At 52.2% G+C, this 21,689-nt stretch carries 4 protein-coding genes; 3 read left to right on the plus strand and 1 reads right to left on the minus strand.

All coding sequences use genetic code 11. From position 1 onward, the window contains the following. Window positions 1-55: 55 nt before the first annotated feature. Entirely contained in the window at window positions 56-16,819 is a 16,764-nt protein-coding gene (locus FYZ48_RS18690; protein ID WP_149343115.1) for a Calx-beta domain-containing protein, read from the minus strand. Window positions 16,820-17,467: 648 nt separating this feature from the next. Here FYZ48_RS18690 and FYZ48_RS18695 point away from each other — a divergent pair. The 3 genes from FYZ48_RS18695 (at window position 17,468) to waaF (ending at window position 21,682) form a co-directional block, all read left to right on the plus strand. Further along, the gene (locus tag FYZ48_RS18695) at window positions 17,468-18,856 is read left to right on the plus strand and encodes an alkaline phosphatase family protein (RefSeq protein ID WP_149343117.1); all 1,389 of its coding nucleotides are present in this window, start codon (window positions 17,468-17,470) and stop codon (window positions 18,854-18,856) included. 220 nt (window positions 18,857-19,076) lie between these two features. Further along, window positions 19,077-20,621 (plus strand): PfkB family carbohydrate kinase, encoded by a 1,545-nt coding sequence (locus FYZ48_RS18700; protein WP_149343119.1) that lies wholly within the window; start codon window positions 19,077-19,079, stop codon window positions 20,619-20,621. Next, window positions 20,618-21,682 carry a lipopolysaccharide heptosyltransferase II gene (gene waaF, locus FYZ48_RS18705; RefSeq protein WP_149343121.1) on the plus strand — a complete coding sequence of 355 codons (1,065 nt, stop codon included), beginning with the start codon at window positions 20,618-20,620 and terminating at the stop codon, window positions 21,680-21,682. The genes FYZ48_RS18700 and waaF overlap by 4 nt, the downstream gene beginning before the upstream one ends. Window positions 21,683-21,689: the final 7 nt, after the last annotated feature.

Below are 21,689 nucleotides of genomic sequence, written 5' to 3' on the forward strand. Positions count from 1 at the left end.
GGAGCTTTCGCTCACACCTCTCCGTCTCTCATTATTCCAGTTGACAGGCGACTGCTTAGATCAGCGGACCTGACCAGTCTGAGAAGAGGTCATCCACTTCTTCGCCTGCGGTTTCCAGTTCGAAGCCGGCGTTCAGATCCTGGCTATCTTCGAATTCGAAACCAAGGTCATATTCGTCTGATTCGAGACTGTCGAAGTCGTTGGTCAGCAGCTGATCTGTCTCGTAAGAGTTATCGAGCAGCGAACCAACCAGCTGATCCAGTCCGCTGGACTGATCCAGGTTCAGTACTGAATCCTGTACGGTCAGCGAGGTGTAACCCCAGTCCGAAGCTGTTTCGACGGTTGTTGGTTCGGAGGCAGGCTCCAGGGCAGGTGCGGGAGTTACCCCGACAGACTGCTTGGTGCGAGTGGTCGCAGCCGGAGCATCAACCACAGGTGCTGAGGTCATCAGCGGAGTCGGATCGAGTCCAGCTCCAGTCAACGGAGCTGACAGTGGACTGATTACGGCTCCTGCGGCGTCTGCATAGGCAGCCTGCAGGATGCGAACATCGAGGGTTGAGATCGACTTCCGAACCGAGGGGTCGAGGAATTCGCCCATGAGGTCCTCCGGATAGAAGTTCTCATCGATGTGCAGGCCGTCGTCGGTCAGCGGTGCAATCAGATCCCAGCTGACAAACTGAACCTGGCCGGAACCGCTGGTTTCAACATGGTCAGCATAGGCAGAATAGCCCGTCGTGAAGCCGGCTGCGTGACCGATTTCATGCAACAGGACGGTATACAGGTCGTAGTGTCCGTCGGCGGCAGAACCGGAGATCGCTTCCCCATTGCTGTCGAAGGAGAGCCCTTCGATAGACGAGTACCAGCCGAGGCCGGCAGCATCGTCGTCAATGTAAACGCGTCCCTTGACGGGAATCCCGTTTTCATCGAGCTCCAGGATATGGCCTTCACCCAGTTGCTGACCACCCAGGTCGGTAACCACGACCTGAACTGACAGGTTCTGGTTTCCGGTAGCGGTCTTCCATTCGTCAACAGCAGCGTTGATCAGGTCATTCAGTGAGTCATCCCCGTCTGTGGTGATGGAGGAACCATACCATTCCTGCGGGAAGTTCGGCGGGAAGATGATCGACTGACCGCTGGCTTTGGAACGGTTGTAGTTCGTTGCCAGGAAGGTCAGGTCCTTGAAGTTGATCTGGCCGCTCTTGTCAAAGTCAAGTGACCAGGCCAGCCCGGAGGATGCGTTGACCACGGACGTTCCATAGAAGGATGAGAACTTGAGCAGATCCTTGAAGTCGATGAGACCACTGTCATCCAGGTCAAACGGGACAGCCCACAGATCGGTGGTTGGTGCAGTCGCCACTGATGCGGTCACAGCACCGGTACCTGCCACATCCAGTTGAGCGTTGATCACGCGGATGCCCAGGTTGTGAGGTCCGAGGAAGCCGGCGACGGTATCGATGGCAACACCATCATCGGCCAGCGATTCAAACTTCACGCGGGCCAGCAGAACCTGCTTGCTGGATCCCAGTGTACCCACGCCGTTCTGACCGCTGATACCCGATACGATGCCGGTCTGGTCATCGATGCTGGACGAACTGCTGCTGCCGAATGCGGAACCGAAGTCGATGGCGGTCGCAGTAAAGAAGTCGGTGTTGTATTCCAGGTCAAACGAACCGCCGGTGATACCGGAGCCGTCTGTGGTGGTACCCCAGACTTCAACCCAGAAGCTGTCCCATTCATCTACCCAGGCTTCGCTTTCCGGTACGGAACCGGTCTCGCCATTCGCATCAGTAGTCGTCTGTGATTTCACGATCGAAGTACTGATGGTGGTATTGGGGGATGCGGTTCCCGTCAATGGCGGGCCTGAGGGATCGAGGATCGTTCCCGTCGCTGTCGTCGAGGGGAAGAATTCCAGGATCTGCAGACCGCTGAAGGTGTCAGCAACGAATGCCAGAGTGCCGTTCACGAACAGGCTGCGGGCACTGCTGGGCGTATCAAATGTGTTGATCAGAATCGGGCTGGTCGGATTCGTGATGTCAACTACCTGCAGGCCGGAGGCTCCATCGGCCACATAGGCGAAGTTGCCGTCTACCTGGACACCCGTGGCGACGCCCGGAGTATTCAGTGTGCCCACAATTGAGGCGGTGGCGGGGGTCGAGATGTCAATCACCTGCAGACCGCCTTCACGGTTCGCTACAAAAGCGTAGTTTCCGACAACATCCAGGCCGATCGCGGCTCCACCTGGAGTCAGAACATTTTTGATCAGGGTGGGGTTGGATGAGTCTGTGACGTTGACAATCTGCAGCCCGTTATTTCCATCGGTGAGGTAGGCGATGTTGCCAATGACTTCGACGCCCCCTGCCAGACCGCCGGGAGTAGAGACTCCAAAACTGCCCAGGATGGATGGAGCGGCCGGGTTGCTGACATCGACGATCTGCAGACCGCCACCGTTTCCACTATCGTCTGCGACATAGGCCAGGTTACCGATCACCTGGACGCCGCGGGCTCGAGCGGGAGTCGCGATACTGCCGACGAAAACCGGAGCAGCCGGGTTCGCGATGTTGATGATCTGCAGTCCTGCTTCACCAACCGCCAGGTATGCCAGGTTGCCGACCACATCGATCGCCTGGGCGATGCCCTGGTTGTTGAAGTCATACTCACCAACATGGTAAGGAGCAGCCGGGTTGGCAATATTATAGATCTGCAGGCCGCCATCGCGGTCTGCCACATAAGCGTAGTTACCGACAACATCCACGGCGACCGCAGCGTCAGAAGTGGCAACACTGCTGAGCGACTCGACACTGGTCAGGAAGACGGCACGTCCATTTGGAACCAGATTGTCCAGGATGACCTCGAACGTTTCCGGGCTTTCGGTGAAGATATCGTTGAACACAGTGATGTTCAGCGGAACCTGCGTCACGCCGGGGCCGAAGGTCAGAGTCTGGCCAGAGATTCCCTGATAGTCATTCGGAGATGTGGCTGTTCCATCAATGGTTGAAGCATCCACGGTAATCGCGACGTCAACCGGGTTAGACAACTCAACCAGGAACTGGAACGGGCTGTTGTTTTCAGTATCGATGACCGGAGTGATCGACAGTTTTGCGGAGTCGTTATCCCGGATGTGTCCCTGGTCGGTTCCGTTGATGATCGAAACATTACGAAGGGCAGCGTCCAGGTTGGCCAGAATGGTGGAGAAGAATTCATCGCCTTCCACGATATTGTCATCATTGACGGTGATCGTGAAGTTCTGAGTCAGGGCACCATTCGGAGTGAAGTTCAGGATGATTGGAGCGAGAGGATCGACGGCGTTGTAGTCGCTGTCGGTGATCAGTCCCGTACCATGCTGAGTGTAAACTTCAACGGAAACGTTCGAATCGACCGGATTCGAGAGGGTCGCGGTGAAGACAAAGTTCCCTTCGGATTCCAGCTTGGAGACGTTGTTGATTGTGACGGTCGCCGAGTCATCATTGATGATCGTACCCGCTGCAGGCAGTCCCAGTGTGACGTTGCGTCCTGACGCATTCAGATTGGTTCCGATGACATTGAAGATTTCGTCCAGCTCGACCTTTTTGTCCTGGGCAATCTGCACCGTAAATGTCTGCTGTCCCGGGACAACGTCGGAGTTGGGTGAACCCAGGAAGGTATATAACTGGTTCAGCACGGGAAGGTAGTCGTTGTCTGCCACCGTGGCCGTGTTGTCCTGGGTGGAGAGGAAGAAGCTGACATTCGTGTCGATCGCTTTGGAAATATTCACATTGAAAGTGATATTGGTAGTGCCTGTACCACTGCCTTCATTAACTCCACCGGAGATGACAGGGTCAACCGTGATGATTGCCGAGTCATTGTTGCGGATAATACCGGTGGCGTCTGCCCCCAGAGTAATTCGGGAGTCGAGCCCGTTGGCATTCAGGTTGTCGATGAACACATTGAAGAGTTCATCCAGTTCCACTTTCTCGTCATTGGTTATGGTGACGGTGAAGCTTTGTGTGCCGGGAATGTTGTCGGTGTCAGGAGTACCCACGAATGTGAAGCTCTGGGTTTTGAATTTGTAGTCATCATCCAGCGACTCATCGGTGGCAATTCCCGAACCGGCGGGTAACGGAGGGGTGCCGTCCTTGGTCGTCAGATCAAAGATGATATCCTCAGCAATCGCATTGGAAATATAGATGTCAAAAGTAATCGTTCCATCTTCTTCATTCGCTGCAACATCGTCGTTGACAAAGGAGATGGTTGCAGTGTCGGAATCGTCTTTGATTGTGACTTGTGCCGGGCTATCCAGTGTGATTCTGCTTTCCAGTCCGTTGGCAGACAGACTGTCTAGTAGCACATTAAAGACTTCATCCAGTTCCAGCTTGTCATCATTGGTGATGCTGACAACAAACGTCTTGATTCCAGGTACCACATCGGTATTAGGTGTTCCCAGAAACGTGTGCGTCTCACGCTTGGAACTATAGTCGTCATCGATGTTTTCATCTGTGGCATTTCGCATGGTGATGGATGTGCCATCCTGAGTATAAAAATCGAAACTGACGTCCTCGGCGATCGCATTAGAGATCTGGGCGGTTAACAGTACAATGGCTCCTTCTTCGTTGACGGTTACGTCATTGTCGAGGAACGTAATACTTGCTACATCCGAATTGTCTACGATGGTGGCTTGTGCAGGATTGTTAGACGGGGAAGCGAATGTGACTCGCGTCGTGCGATCGTTGAGCCCATTTGCAGTCAAGTTGCTCATGAAGACATTGAAGACTTCATCCAGTTCCAGTTTGTCGTCATTGATGATGGTGACGATAAAGTCCTGGGTGCCCGGAACAACATCCGGGTCACTGTTCTGTGTGCCCAGAAATGTGAAGGATTGAGATTTCGAGGTGTAATCGTCGTCGGTGTTTTCATCTGTGGCGTTTCGCATGGAAATCGAGGTGCCGTCGATGGTGGAGACGTCAAAGCTGATATCCTCGGCAATTGCATTATCGATCTGGACGGTGAAAGTGACCGAACCGTCTTCCTCGTTTACCTGAACGTCATCGTTGACAAAGCTGATCTCAGTCACATCCGAATCGTCCAGAATTGTTGCCTGGGCCGGATTGATCGTGTCCATCGAAATTCGAGTGCCGCGATCATTCAGCCCATTCGCATTGAGATTGCTCATGAAGACATCAAAGATCTCATCCAGTTCCAGCTTGTTATCATTGGTAATGTTGACAACGAAGTTCTGTGTTCCAGGGACTGTATCTGTATTCGAGGTTCCTAAGAAGGTGATGGTCTCTGTTTTTGACGTGTAATCGTTGTCGGAGCTTTCATCGGTGGCATTTCTCAGTGTCAACGATGTCCCATCTTGTGTGGTGAGATCAAGACTGACATTTTCCGCGATCGCGTTGGAAATCTGTACCGAGAAGGTTACCGAACCGTCTTCTTCATTGACAAACAGGTCATTATCGACAAAGGAGATCGTTGCGGTGTCTGAATCATCAAGGATCGTCGCGTGGGCTGGAGTGCCGACGGAAGAAGCGAATGTGATACGGGTGGTGCGATCATTCAGCCCGTTCGCATTGAGGTTGCTCATGAAAACATTAAAGACTTCATCGAGTTCGAGCTTGTCGTCGTTTGTGATGGTCACCACGAAGTTCTGTGTTCCGGGAATAACGTCGGTGTCTTGTGTTCCCAGGAACGTGAAGTTCTGCGTTTTTGAGGTGAAGTCATCATCGGTATTTTCATCGGAGGCATTTCGCATGGTGATCGAAGTACCATTTTCTGTGGAAACATCAAAACTGATATCTTCAGCGATTGCGCTATCAATCTGAACGATGAAGGTTACTGACCCATCTTCTTCATTTACGAACAGGTCATCATCAACAAAACTGATTTCAGCAAGATCGGAATCGTCAAGAATCGTCGCCTTAGCCGGTGTGGAAGAAGGCGAAGCAAATGTAACTCGTTCTGTTCTGTCATTTAGTCCATTCGCGTTGAGGTTACTCATGAAGACATTGAAGACTTCGTCGAGCTCTAACTTGTTGTCATTGATGATCGTGACAACAAAATCCTGAGTGTTTGAGACTACGTCTGTGTCCGGAGTACCCAGGAAAGTGAAAGATTGGGTTTTCGAAGTGTAATCGTCATCAAGAGTTTCATTGGATGCGTTCCGCATAGTCATTGAGGTGCCGTCGACGGTGGAAACGTCAAAGCTGATGTCTTTTGCGATTGAATTATCGATCTGCACAGTAAATGTAATAGAGCCAATTTCCTCGTTAACCTGAATATCATCATCCACAAAGCTGATGACGGCCAAATCGGAATCATCTGTAATAGTAACCTGAGCTGGTGAGCCTAGAGTGATCTTGGATTCCAGTCCGCCTGCAGTGAGAGCATTCATGTAGAGACTGAAGATTTCATCCAGTTCCAGTTTGTTATCGTCGGTGATGAAGACCTGGAAAGTCTGGTCAGCAGCCGGCGTGATGGAGTTGGTGAAAGTGACCAGTTCATTGACACTGGTGTAATCGTCGTCAGTGTTTTCGTCACTGGCATTGTCTTCAACGAGAGATGTACCATCAGCTGAAGTGACAAAGAACTGGACATCATTTTCAACCGCGTTGGAGATATGCACCGTATATTCGACATAGCCGGTGGCAACATCTTCCGCGACGGTCAGATCGGTCTCGACGAAGGTGATTGTAGCAGTGTCATTATCTACGATCGTGATCGTCGTCTGATCGTAAACCGTCAGTGTTCCACCCAGCCCGTCATCGATGAGGCCGTCGGTCTTGGTACCATTGTCGACAGTGTCAATCGTCAGGGTGAATTGTTCATCCAGCTCAACGATATCATCATTAAAAATGGTAAACACGACTTCCGCAGTCAGCTCATTGGCGGCGAAGATCACCTGTGCCGGTGGTGGCGTGGTGAAGTCAATTGCTTCGGTATCTCCGGCCCCGAACAGAAGGTCGACGGTGGTTACCAGCCCGATCTTATCCCGCTCCAGCTCAACGGTAACGGTAGTCGTACCATCTTCATTCAGGCTGTAGGTAGGGGTGTTGAAGAAGACTTCAGGCAATGCTGTTACCACGATGTCGATCACATCGGTGTCTGTCTGAGACGGGTCACCAAAGAAGTTGCCGTTGTCATCAGTGGTCATCGTCAGCGAGGCGGTCGCTCCCGCGAAGGTGGAACCGTCTGTCGGCGTCGACAGAGGAGTCCAGGAAACGCCATCCAGAGCCGTGTTGACATCTTCGATCAGACCGGTGATTTCGAGGAAATAGCTGGTGCCATCATCGGTAAGATTGATGGTGACGTTGCTGGTGTTGGGGCCTGCAGCCAGTTTCCCTTCGGTCATCAGCGTCGACAGAGTGACAGTGACCATGCCGTCTGTGGCAGGAGAAGTCGGGATCCCCTGGGTGCCAAGGAAGGAGTCCTGGTCGGTAACCGTCAGGGCATTTCCGTTGGCAGCCGAGAACACGACCGCTAAGCCGGGATCTGTCGTCACAGTGACATTCGGTGAGTCCGGAATCGGCGTAGCATCGAAGTGGTTGATCGGCGGTGCATTCACACCATCGCTGACCAGAATCGTGAAGGATGTCGAACCATCCGTCTGGTTCGGCTGCAACACATTTCCTGCGAGGTCTTTGACCGCGTTCGTAGTCGAATTATCAACATCAATCGTATAGAGCGTGTCCATTCCAAAGACACCGGCGATGGATGTGAAGATGACTTCGTCAGTGTTGCGGTTGTAGCTGAAGATGTAATCCAGACCTTCTTCCAGCGTGCGGGTAGAAGTGCTTGTCCGTGCCGTCAGAGTGAACTGCAGCGAATTCACCAGGCTATCATCAATGCCGATGCCTGAATCTTTCAGTTTCACAATCATCGTTGTGAACAGCTCGGGGTTGGTGATGTAAACTGCATTGGGATCGCTGTTCTGATCTATGCCGTCGACATCATTATCTTCTGGTAACGAGATAATCGCAGTCGGGCCGACAAAGTCAGCTCGTTCAATCGCCCCGCGGTCCTTGAAAATGTTGGAACCTAAACCAGGAGGCGGAGTTTGGGTTGGGTCGTCAACACGTAACTGCCCGAACGCATCATATGTCGGAGCAAAGATATCCGAGTTGGGCATCCCGATAGAGTCTTTGACGTTTACGAAATCAGGTCGATCGGCCAGGCTGTTTAAAGAACTGTCGATGGCCTGGCTGTTGTCTGCGAGGTAGTAATTTCCTTTGGATGGATTCACAAACAGAGGATCATTGGCTCCCAGCTGGATCGAATTCGTTCCAGCGGTGCCAATCGTAGAATTACCTTTGAAAACGTTAGCACCGACAACGTTCGGAATGCCTCCGGATGACTGCAGATCGATCGCTGTAGAAGTATTTGCAACAATATTGTTCAGGATGGTTGTCGTCGCATAATTTTCGACGAGGATCCCTTGTCCGGCGGCCCCTACTGCAATCTGACCAATCAGGTCGGCTGTCATCGTGTTGAAGAAATTCGTGGGGTCGAGCAGGAAGTTGTTGATATCAAAGAGCTGACCACCGGTCGAAGTGGCGAAAGTACCATACGTACTGGTTGTATTAAAAAATAACGGATCTGCAATCGCATAGAACAATGAGTTCGTTGATAGCAGAGCAGCCTGGGCATCAATGGCGGCTTGCGTGGTGCTGTCGTCATCTTCGTTAGTGAGAAGAATCGGCACGATGCGGGAACCTGGTCGGTAGTTGAACGTTGTAGGGCCAGCATCGGGATCAAAGAGATTCAGGACTTCCAGAATGGCATCGCTTCCTCGCTCCGTTGCTCCGGTGGTGGTAATTGTCTGGAACGGACTACCGGGGGCAGTAAACGTGGCGAAGTCCACAATATCTTGCACCTGCGTTGGGTCGGTACTGAAACCGACAGGACTGGGCATCAGAACGAGCCCGTACTGTGCATCAATGCCTGCTGCCTGCATCTGTGAGTTAAAGTTGAGCAGCTGCGCCTGTACATTCGAAATCGCCGTTTCCATACTGGTCGAAATGTCAATTATGAAGACTACGTCTATTTGAGCCGAAGACTGTGTGACGGTGACGTTGGCCCCGGACAGAGTGTTATTAACAACCTTCGTGTAGGAAACTGCTGCCGGGTTGTTTTGAGTGCTGCTGTTCGCATCGCCACTCACACGGATACCACCGAGTCCGTTAGTGAACTCAGTGACCACGTTGTTCTGAATAGTCACACCCGGAGCGAAGCCGAGGCCCCCATTGAAGAAGTCATTCAGTTCCGGAACGTTAATCACGCCCCCGGCCTGAGAACGGGCACTCACACCGCCGTTGGGCCCAGCTGCAACAGATTCACGCTGGCCGGCATCAATGTTGATACCATATTCGGAAGCACTGGATATCGAGTTGGATTCAATCGAAATATGACCCTGCTGACGAGCCAGATTCCGATCGCCCTGCTGACCATTCAGAAAGTCCGAAGGCACCGTAGCTTCCACTTCCCGAATGAGCCGGTCATTGGTGTCGAATTGGGTAGAGATTGTCAGATCGGGTAATTGACCGTTGGGCGGTGCTGCGTATTCCGTTCCACGTCGGATTTCCAACTGATACCCACCCGAGAGAAGCTGAGTAGGCGCACCGAATGTTGGATTCTGGGGCAGGTTGAAGAAGGCCGTTTGATCAGCCTGGGCTCCCGTGACCATTTCCCCTCGCTCTGCGAAACCGATGATGATGTCATCGATATAGAACCCTTCAAAGTCATTGTTCTGTGCCTGCTGATTGCTGAGGATGTTACCTGTATGGTCACCTTGCATTTGATCAATGGAATCATCGCCATCGTTTGGTGTATTATCTGAAGAGAGAGAGGAACTAAACGTTCCAGAAGTCGCGAAATCAAATCGTAATCTCAAATCAGACCGCCCAACAAATTCAGAGAGATCGATGCGGGCTTGTCGCCAGACGCCGGTATTGTCAAACAGCTCCTGAACCTGTTGATTGCCGTTGCCGACCCCCTCTCTTTGAGAGGCTGTGAGGTAGGAAGACAACTCTCCCGCATCTGGATTTGTTGCGGGAGCTAACGTCGAGTTGTTGGTTGCCAATTGGACCCAGTCACCACCAGCACCCAGGGTGCTGTCAAAGATAAAGACCCGCACGGAATCTCTCATTCCACCGGTAATGGAATTCGCGTTCTGAGTCTCCAGAAAATAATTGAAGTAGAGTGTCGGCAGATCTGTTGCTTTATAACCGTCCAGACTGAATGAACCCGACTCCAGGCTGCCACGTGCTCCACCGGCAATGTTATAGTTATCGCCGATATCAGGGTTGCTGGAAAGATCGCGTTGGAAATTGGAATGCCACACGCCATATTGAGCGTTGTCTTTATAATCGATGTAGTCGTTCGTGGATGAATTGTTCTGCAGCCATTCTTCGAATCCAAAGTAGAAGCTGGCCCCCCCCTGCGATTCGCTCTGTTGCAGACCATTGGGGAAAGTGTCGCGGTCATTGCCGCCGACGTCGGTTCGAGTCTGATCAAACGTGTTATTGATTCCGTGTCCGGAATCGTTGTTCCGTCGGAATGTGGGATGCCAGAGATTGAAGTCCAGTGGTGAAAACGCGAGCCCCGTGATACCAGTCTCGCCAACAAACATATGGTCCGCTCCACCCTTGAAGATGTCAACAGTACCTAGCACTGGATCATTGACTGTGGAGAGAATGCTGCCATCGGACGGATCGATACAGTAGAGGTTTCCTGAGTCTGTAATCGCAAACAGGAAATTCCGGAACGCACCATTGTTCAGGTTCTGAGGAGCGGCGGTCAGACCTTGTAATGTACCATCGATCTGGCCTGACAGATCGATGGAAGTGAAGCTATTTACAGTTCGTCGCGTTCCCCCGCTTTGATTGATAGTCACAAACTGGTTCGTATCTGTGACTGCGAATAACTGACTTTGGAGATTTGTTGGTGCATTAACCCCACGGAACGACATGCCGGTAATCTGTCCGACACCGGTAATATCGCCGAGTACCGTGAAGGTGTTGCCCGCATCGTTACCCTGGCTGTTCAAGAGATCCTGACCGGAAGCACCCGTGCTGGGATTGGCCTGATACAATGTGGTAAATCCACCCGGATCATGAACGGCATAAAACAGGTTATAGGTGGCGACATCAGTTCGCTGGAAGGCCAGGGCACCGACGCTGCTGGTGGTGATGTCTACCGGGTCCGGGGTTCCCGTCGTGGGGAGATCGGGGATGCCATCATTCGTGGAAGAGATGGTTGAAGCATTACCCGGATCGAGTTCCCGGAATCGGCCTGCGGTCCCGTTTCGATTTCCGGTGAGACTTTCATAACTGTAGAGCTGCCCGTCGGAGCGGATTGTAATGTCTGAGGTATCATCGTTACTGCCAGTGGAAAGTGCTCCTATGTTAATCGATCGAAGATCACTGGCTGTGACACCTGGCGGCAGCAGGCTATTCAATATACTGGTTGGAATAGTAGAGAGATCGATACCATCAATCTCATCGATAATATAACCATCGTAAGCATCTACGATGCGCAGACGGTTACTCTGCGAAACATAGAGATTCACGTCTTCCAGTGTGAATGCCGTGACGTTGGTCGAGAGAGAAATCTCATCCGAGATATCAAAAATACTGCTGGTGGTGGGGGGGACGACATAAGTCGAGCCGGCAAGCGAATTGCCGGACGTATATCCACTGAAACCGATATGGTCTTCGACAATCCGCTGGACGGAACTGACCGGTTCCAGGCGGATTTGAGAATTCAAGGCGCCAGAGACAAAGGTTGCATTCAGGGCCTGTGGCAGGCGGGCATTGGATGAAATCGCAACATGATAGCGGAATGTGCTGCCGGGAGTTGCAGAAGGCAGCTGCACAGTGCCAATGTAAGGATCCAGTTTCCCGAAGCTCCCCGCAGCCAGATTTTCGGTATCACCGTCGGCCTGGTCATCTTGAATGTCCGAATCGCGGCTGACCAGAATCAGACGTCCCTGATCGTCAAAAACGGAGAGCGTTGTATCGCCACGTGACAAACCATCGGCGTAATCGATGTCAAAGATGGCGGCAAAGGTTTTACCACCGTCGCTACGACCCCCGATGACTTGAACCAGGTCGTAACCCATTTCGAAAGTGTACCAGTCGACATCAGACCCGTTGGACAGGGAACCGGATACCGAAAGCGTATTGCGATCGCTGGTCAGCAGGTTCCCCAGGCCCTGGGCGTTGTCGATTGATTCGTTATTCGCAGTTTTTTCAGAGGATTCACCCAGCAGAGGCGAATGGGCTGGTTGACCAAGTACCTCGACCCCATTAGTGGGGTAGCGGATATCTGCATAACGGACGGTAGAACCAGGTTTCTCATCAACCTGTCTCAAGCGAACCTGTAGCTGGTATTGTCCCGATGTCTGGCCGCCTTCCAGGTTGGCTTCATCGCCGGCGACCGGTTGACTGCGTACCCGGATAAAGAAGGTACCGGTAGCACCAAGCGGGCCTGGTAGCTCAACGCTGAAGCCGGCGTCGTTGATGTTCTGGGAATAAAAATCTCCTAGGAGATATTCATCCTGCAGGAGAGACTGTGCATCCCCACTGAGGGTCAAATCGTCAAACGAGTTGAGTGAGCGAGCCAAAACATTTCCGTAAAGGTCCACCAGTTCGACCATGGTGTCCAGCGCGGAAGAGGTTCGATCAATGTCGATCCAGATACGGGTTCCAGCAGTCCCCGTGAAACTGTAAACATCAACATCGTCCGGAGCGTCAGCACTGATATTACCATGAACGTTAAAGCCCAGTGCGCGATTCTCGTCTCCACTGATTTCATCCGGAGCCAGGGTACCCAGATTCTGGGCGAAGCCGGGGTTGCTGTTGGTATCGACCCCGCCTGTGTAATTGCCTTCGGTTTCAAAACGCTCTACGACGTTCCGATCATTGCTGTAGCGGTCCAGCCGGATGCTGCGCCAGTCTCCCGCGGAAGGGGTGGAGGCATCTCCGTCATTGTTGGTGTCAGTCTGGGGGAGACCGGCGGGAGTGAAACTGGCTCCGGCTGTATCATCTGCCAGCGATGTCAGAATTACAGGGAATCCAGGCTGTCCAATGATCTGGACAGTACCACCGATTCGATCTTCGATGTCAAGTGGTACACCGTCGGCGGTGAAGCCGGCATCAGCGCCGTCCAGTTTGACTACCAGGCCTTCATCAAGGTTACTCTGCAGACGAATGCCGCTGAAGGTATGGTGCTGGAGAACCTGAATCTCGCCTCGCAGGATATGCACGATATCAGTGTCATCCCAGACGGTTTCCGTATCGAGTAGAGCCGCCCGAACTTCCATACCGTTCAGACCGTTGTTTTCCATCCGGTTCAGACGAACCAGGGCACCGTGGTTGTCTGTGTATTGTGTGTACGCTTCACTAAAGCCTGTCGAACGTCCATAATCACCTTTGAATTTGTAATTAAGTGAGTTCGCATCAATGCTGACGACAGTTCCTTCATTATCGCGGAAAATGTTGTCGACAATGATTGGTTGAGCGCCACGCACAAAAATCGTAGCATCATCGTTTGATCCCCGACCATTGCGATTGGATCCTGTCTGTCCGCTGGCGTTGTTTTCCAGAATGCTGTTGGAGATACGGAACTCAGCCTGATGAACTTCGATGGCGTTAAAGTTGGCAAAGCCCCCTTCAATCGGAATCAGACCGCCGGCATTAGTGATCAATGCGTGATCGATGCTACCGGAAGAAGCTGCATTAAAGATGATACCCCCCCAGTTGCCGGGGCCATAAGGCAGGTTCGCCGGGTCTGATGTATCAAAACCGTCATTCGATGTATCAAACGTCGTGCCTGCGCCGTAGCGGTCGTCGCTGAGTGAGGTAAAGATGATCGGGTTGGCTTCAGTACCTTCTGCAATTAACTGAGCACTGCCACGCTCTGCTTCAATACGTGCACCCGACAGTTTGACCACAGTACCCGGATCGATTTTCAGACGTCCATTGATTGTCGGATTGCCACTCTCATCCATCTGTCCCCCGGGGGCTCCATAAATCTGCAGATTTTCAGTGATGACGTGAGTGATTTTGTCATTGAAAATGGCAGGCACATCCAGTTTGTTGATCGTGCTGCCAAAAGGGGTGTTGATGCGAACAAACAGTCCGTTCACCGAGTTGTTTGCGATATGGTTGTCGAAGATCTCCAGACCATGCCGGTCCATGACGAACGAGCCGTTGGTAAATTGACTGTCTTCGAAACTGCGTGGATCGGCGGAGATAGCAGAGTCGGCACTGAAAGTGATTGAGTTCTGCCAGATCGTGGGACGGGCGGACTCAGCATGGATAGCAGAAAAGACCTGCTGAACCGAGTTTACAAACACACTGCCCCCACCATAGCTGATGTTGGCATTGTTGACCGAGTTCAGGAAGATACCCTGATCTTCGAGGCCGGAGTCATCGCGGAATACAATGCCCCCCCAGTCACCGGGGTTGGCACCATCGCTCAGACCATCGTCATCGCCGCCGATCGCATCGTTGCCAAAGGCTGTCAGGTAGACCTGATTTTCAGTCGTCCCCAGAATCTGGAGCGCACCCTGGCTGCGATCATCCTGCAGGTTATTCGATCCCACATCGATATTAGCCCTTTGCAGTTTTATCACTGCACCTTCATCGACCATGACCGTAACATCTTTGGGAATGTTAAATGTCGCTCCATCTTCGAGCGGCTGGAAACTGTCGGTCAAACCAACGAGGTATGCTTCGTTGTCAGCGATCGTACTGATATCACCGTCAACTCCACCATTGCCGACAATGCGGACAATCTTTGCTGTTGCGCTGTTCCCCGCAGCAAGCAGGGCATCGTCGATATTGGCGTAGGGGTTCGACAGGCTACCATCCGCGGGACCTGCTGACTGAGTCGCTTTATCGACGAAGATGGTCTCACCTGACTGGAACCAGAAGTCAAATACACCACCCGGTGTCCCATCGGCGTCTCCATCCAGGGCTACGCCTGTGGAATCCACCATGAAGGTATTCGCCATGGGATCTGGGGTGAAGTTGATGTCCAGCGAGTACAGGCCATCGGTCCGCCCGCCGTAGCCGGAATCAGCTACATTCGGATCGAAATCAATGTTCCCGACGCTGGTGACCGCCAGATAGTAATTACCGGCTTCCAGTTCCAGATCCAGAAACGCATCTTCGCCGAAGAAATCGTCATTCCGGGCGATGATTTCACGGACTCCGGGTGAAGTCTCCCGGTATAGAGTCAGCACGCTGTCCAGAAAACTTTTTGTTGGCAAACGATCGGCAGTGATTTCTGCCGTGAATCGTCCTGCGGTAGCCAATTCAAACTTGTGAAGATCAATATCATTCGCAAGCGGGGGATGAAGGCGGTTGATATGAGTGATGTCAAAATTTGAGGGGAAGATCGGCTCTCCTGTTATGGTTCCACCGACATCACCACCTGAGGACCCCATTACTGAGGGGAGGTCGTAGGAGTGACCCAGGCCCAGTGTATGTCCAATTTCATGAAACGCGGTACCGAACCAGCTCCCCCCATAGGGACTGTCACCCCAGTCGAGCGCACCATTCATAATGGCCATGCCACCCCCGGCGATCCCCCCAACCGCTAATGGTGGAGTGCCTGGATCGAGAACACGGATGTCACCAGTTACAATGGCGGTGCCACTATTCGCGGTTTCCTGAACTTCTATCCCAGTCAGGAAGCTGTAGAGTTCGTAAATCTCGCGAGTACGCTGCTTTTGATTTTCCGTAATCTCGTTATACAGTGGATTACCAAACAAATCACTTCCATAGAAGTCTGGGAAATAAAATTGAATGGTGGGGATATCATTAGGAGTCGAGGGGGTTGTGCCTGTTGCGTTTGATTCAATGTGTTGTTCAATCGTAATTTCGCGATGACCAGGCTCATCATTCCCGCCGGGTAACTGCGGCTGCAACACAGACTGCGGTTCGATCACTCCATTCACCTGGATGGTCTGCGTTCCCAGAACGCCGAGGTCTGCATTTGCATCAGCTTCATCGAAGCTGGAATTCACATCGCCAACAGCTACCACGCTGGCGGCAGTGAAATCGGGCGTATTGGATTCGCCAATTCGTAAATGGTAGGTACCGTCTGCGATATCGGCGGCGAAGGTCAGCGTGGCTTTATTCGTAACAGAATCATAAGTCACACTGTCAGGATTGATGAGTGTATTCGACGATGTATCTATCAACTGATAGAACTGGACGTTTTCTGCAGACGCCTGATCCAGGGTATCTGCATTAAAGTAGACGTCGATCTGATCCTTGGCCTGAGTCAGGCTGCCTGTTCCGCCTCCAGAAACAGGCTGGGGGACAACAGCAACCACTTTCGCACCCAGGTCCAGTTCGAAATCGATGACCTGATCCACGCCGTCCTGAAATGCTTCATCATTCTGATTCAGCAACGGATTTGCGCCGGTGCCCAGAATCGTGATCTGGTAATGATCATCGGGCAATGATTCTACAAAGCGGAGAATCACTTCATTCGGATTTTCGCCAATGCCGATGTAGCCGGGAGTAATGGGAACTTCGTTGCCGTCTGTGAAAGTTCCGTCCAGGCCGCTGCGGACAATCTGAATGGCGCCCAGAGTATCAGGGTTAATCTGTTGGCCGGGTGTGAATTTGAAAGTGAGCTCTGAGGGGGCCTGGTTATAAACCTCTCCATCAGTCAGCGACAGATCGATGTTCGGCTCGATGTTGACGAGCGAGGCACCAGCCAGCAGCGTACGGTCTTCTAACTGTTCCGCTGTGGAGTAAGTACTGACATAACTGCGAAGTTTCTCACGACTTTGTCGTTTTTTTTGACCTCTGCGAAGACAGTTCAGCAAAGAAATTGGTCGGCGAAGATATGACACGAAGAATGGACGGCCCACAACCATAGTTTCAGTCTCTCTAACAAATTGTTACGTGAATCCCAGAAGCGGATTCAAGTCATTATAGAATGGTCAAATTATTATCAGTACTCACTCAAATATTTACAAATTTAGAAGCTAACCTTTTTGATAATGTGGAATTTTCCAATTATCACACAAATGACAAATAAGCTAAAATAGACAATATGAGTAGTCAATATAAATCTACTCAGTTAAATGCTTATCTCTGTAAAAACAGTTTTTCTGGCTTGGGGAATATTCGAACCGGGAACAATAAGGATCTCCGGAATATAAAGTTATAAGTTTAGATATAGTAGTTACATAGAGAGACTGAACCGTTTGGATTTCAGTTCAGTTTTACTGTATATCAATTATCTGAAATGATGAACACTCATTTCCTTAAGATTAATTATTCAGACAATTGGCTTTGGGAGGGACGTTTCGAGTTTTGGAATCTAACTGTCTATGACAATTATTCTGGCAGAAAATATCTCTTTTTTATTGAGACGGGAACACCTTTTAATCTCCGTTTTGATTGACTATGCTGGCTGATCAATGTGGTAAGTTAAAACTATTTAAAGCTTTCTGTAGAGTGTCTGATTCATGCGTAAACCTCTGGTCGTGCTGAATGTTGTTGGGTTGACCCATGAAATGCTGGGAGAACGAACGCCCAACTTGTCTCGCCTCGCCAGGCAAGGGTTTTCGCGTCCCATGGGCACCGTATTACCTGCGGTAACCTGTTCTGCACAATCGACCCTGTTGACCGGCCTGATGCCGCGCGATCATGGCATCGTGGCGAATGGCTGGTATTTCCGCGATCTGGCCGAGGTCATGTTCTGGAAACAGTCGAATAAACTCGTTCAGGGGGAACGGGTCTACGAAGCAGCTAAAAAACGAGCCCCCGATTACACCACAGCAAAAATGTTTTGGTGGTATAACATGTATGCCCCGGTGGAGTGGTCGGTTACGCCGCGCCCCAGTTATCCTGCGGATGGCAGAAAGGTATTCGACTCCTACAGCCAGCCCGCGTCACTCAAGGATGAACTGCAGTCAGATCTGGGTGTTTTTCCCTTACTCCGCTTCTGGGGCCCCGGTGCGGATATCTCCAGTTCCCGCTGGATTGTAGATGCCTCCATCAAAGTGTTTCGGGAGAAGCAACCAGACCTGAACCTGGTTTACCTGCCTCACCTGGACTACAACCTGCAGCGTCTGGGTGTATCAGATCCCGCCATCGATCAGGATATCCGTGACATCGATCACGAAGCGGGACGTCTGATCGACGTCGCTCAAAACGCAGGCGCTGAAGTAGTGGTGCTTTCCGAATATGCCATCACGGATGTTGCTCAGCCGGTGCACATCAACCGCATTTTAAGGGAACACGGCTGGCTTCAGGTCAGACAGGAAGCCCTGGGGTGGGAAACCATGGACTGTGGTGCCTCACCTGCGTTTGCCGTCGCCGATCATCAACTGGCACACGTTTATGTGCAAAAGCCTGAGGATGTAGCACAAGTCAAAGCACTACTCGAAAAAATCGACGGCATCGAGATGGTCCTCGATCGAGGACAACAGGCCGAATTTGGAATCGACCATGAACGTTCGGGTGAACTGGTCGTCGTGGCGGCTCCCGGCAGTTGGTTCACTTACTATTTCTGGCTGGATGATCGGCTCGCCCCTGATTATGCACGGACCGTCGATATTCATCGCAAACCGGGTTACGATCCTGTGGAACTGTTTATCGATCCGGAAATCAAATTCCCCAAACTTCGCCTGGCGCGTCGTCTCGCCAGGAAGAAACTGGGGTTTCGCTACTACATGGATCTGACCAGTCTGGATGCAACGTTGGTAAAGGGGAGTCACGGTCGCCTGCCGACACCGGGACGGGAAGACGCGGAAGCGCCTGTCTTTATCAGCTCTTCCAAGGCCATCGAGCAGGACGAAATCCCCATGACCGCGGTCAAAGATCTGCTGCTCAAGCTCCAGTTCGGGGATTAACTCAGCAACAAAAGGCGACTTGCTTCCTCTTTTCACAGGGGCAAGACGGCTCTGCATAAGTCACCTGCGAAAACTTCGCTGCTATCCTTTCTAAAGTCGCCAGGTTGACAAAAAAGGCATTGACTCAAATCAGCGTTCTGATGATGATTCCGCGGCTGAAGTTCTCTTCAGATCACGTTGACTGAACTGGATTTATCACTTCGTCTGAAACGCGCGATCAATGTCATATCATTTAATCAATACAATTCAAAAATTGGGTCATCCGAAAATCCTCGTCCTGGGAGACCTGATTCTGGACCGCTATACCTGGGGCGATGCCGAACGGATCAGCCAGGAAGCACCGGTGATTCTGTTGCGGGAAGATACCCAGGAAGTCCGCCTGGGCGGAGCCGCCAACGTCGCCAACATGTTGATCGGCCTGGAAGCGGAAGTGACCATGGCCGGGGTGACAGGCACCGATCTGGATGGCGTTGTGATCCGGGAAGCCCTGGAGAAGCGGGGCGTTGATTGCTCGGCCATCATTGCCGATGCGAGTCGACCGACAACGGTCAAGCAGCGCTTCATCGGACGGGCGCAGCAACGTCATCCGCACCAGATTCTACGCGTCGATCGGGAAGTGAATACCCCTCTTGATGCGACTGCTTCCGAACAGTTACTCAACGTAATTCTGCCTTTAATCCCCGAACAACAGGCGATCCTGATCAGCGATTATGCCAAAGGTGTTTGTACTCCGGACGTGCTGGCTTGTGTGATTCAGGCAGCCCGTGAGGCAAATGTGCCCGTGATTGCAGATCCCTGTCCGGGCCGTGATTATCAGATCTACTCGGGTGCCACTGCGATCACCCCGAACCGACTCGAGACATCCCGGGCGGTCGAATTTGAAATTGAAAACGAATCCGATGCCTTTCGTGCTGGCAAACTGCTCTGTGAACAGCTGAACCTGGACTTTGTCTTTGTCACGCTCGACAGTGATGGCATCGCTTTAACACAGGCCAATGGTGCAACAGAACTACTGCCGACCCGGAAACGGGAAGTTTATGACATCACCGGTGCCGGAGATATGGTGCTGGCGACAATCGGTGTCGGCAGTGCCGCTGGAATTGCTCCCGCGGACCTTGCCCGCCTGGCGAATGTGGCCGGCGGTCTGGAAGTCGAACAGATTGGCGTCGTCACAATCAGCCGCGAAGAAATGCTGGCCGACCTGCTCATGGGGGCCCGCGCGACAAGTGAAAAAGTACTCTCACTGGAAGAGCTCAAACGGCATGTTTCGGCCCGGCAGAAACTGGGACAGAAAGTTGTCCTGACCAACGGCTGTTTCGATGTCATGCACGTGGGGCATGTCTCCTACCTGGAACAGGCGGCCGCAGAAGGGGACTGCCTGATCGTCGCACTCAATAGTGATGCGAGCGTACGCTCTCTAAACAAGGCACCGGATCGACCGATCTTCGGACAGGAACATCGTGCATTGATGCTGGCGGCTTTGGAAGGAATCGACTATGTCGTCATCTTCGATGAGTCGACGCCCTGCGAACTGATCAATGAACTCAAACCCGATTTACTCGTCAAAGGTGGCACATACTCGAAAGAGGAAATTGTCGGCTGGGAACTGGTCGAAGCCTACGGCGGGGAAGTCAAAGCACTGGGAATTACCCCGGGCATTTCCACCACACAGATTCTGGGCATTATCCGCGGGGAAGCCGCCGGGCAGCCCGATATCCTGCCTCTCCATCAACCTATCGAGCCTCCGAAACGAAAAGCCGGATGAAAATTGCAGTCTTTCTACCCAACTGGATCGGAGACGCCGTCATGGCGACCTCCGCCTTACGGGCATTGCGTGATGAGTTTCACAACGCGGAAATTACAGCGATTCAGAAGCCATACGTGGCTGAAGTCCTCAATGGGCTCGATCTGGTCGATCACTCCCTGGCCAGCGGCAATGAGAAAAGTCTGAAATCACAGTTCCAGTTGCTGAGTCAACTCAGACGGGAACGCTTCGATCTGGCAGTCTTGTTTCCCAATTCCTTTCGCAGTGCCTGTCTCAGCTTTCTGGCGGGAATCCCCCGACGTGTGGGAATTCAGCGGGATGGACGGGGCTGGCTCTTGACCGATGCGCTTCCGGCCGGGGATCGTCAGGTTCCTCATCCGGCGATCGATGAATACCTGCGGATCGTCGCGCATATCATTGGTGTAGAACAGGCTGATTCAAAACCAGGTTCCGGACTGTCGCGAAAAATGGAACTGGCTGTGACCGATGCTGATCGTCAGCGCTGGTCAAGCTTCTGGAATAAACAGTCAGCGGAGTTTCAACGTCATCCACTGATCTGTCTGAATCCAGGTGGCGCGTTCGGCGCTGCCAAACACTGGCCGGTCGCGAATTTCGCGGAACTCGCAAGCCGCCTGGCCACGGACTTACAGCGTTCGGTGCTGGTGGTCTGTGGACCCGCTGAAAAAGAGGAAGCCCTGCAGATCGTCGCGCAGGCAAAGCATCCCCTGGTGACTTCGCTGGCGGAAGAACCGTTACATCTCGGGCTCACGAAGGCCGCGATTCAACAGGCCGAATTACTGGTGACCACCGATTCCGGTCCCCGTCACTTCGCTGCTCCGTTTGATGTGCCTGTGGTGACGCTGTTCGGTCCCACACATATCATGTGGAGTGAAACGTTTTACGAGCGGGGACAACACCTCCAGCTTGCGATGGACTGCGGTCCCTGTCAGCAGCGGGTCTGTCCCCTGGGGCATCATCGCTGTATGAAAGACTTATCCGCCAATCGGGTCTTTGATGCGGTCGTTTCTCTACTGGAACAACAGCAGACCAAAGCCGCTTAGATACTTC

The organism is Gimesia chilikensis (assembly GCF_008329715.1).
Classification (GTDB): domain Bacteria; phylum Planctomycetota; class Planctomycetia; order Planctomycetales; family Planctomycetaceae; genus Gimesia; species Gimesia chilikensis.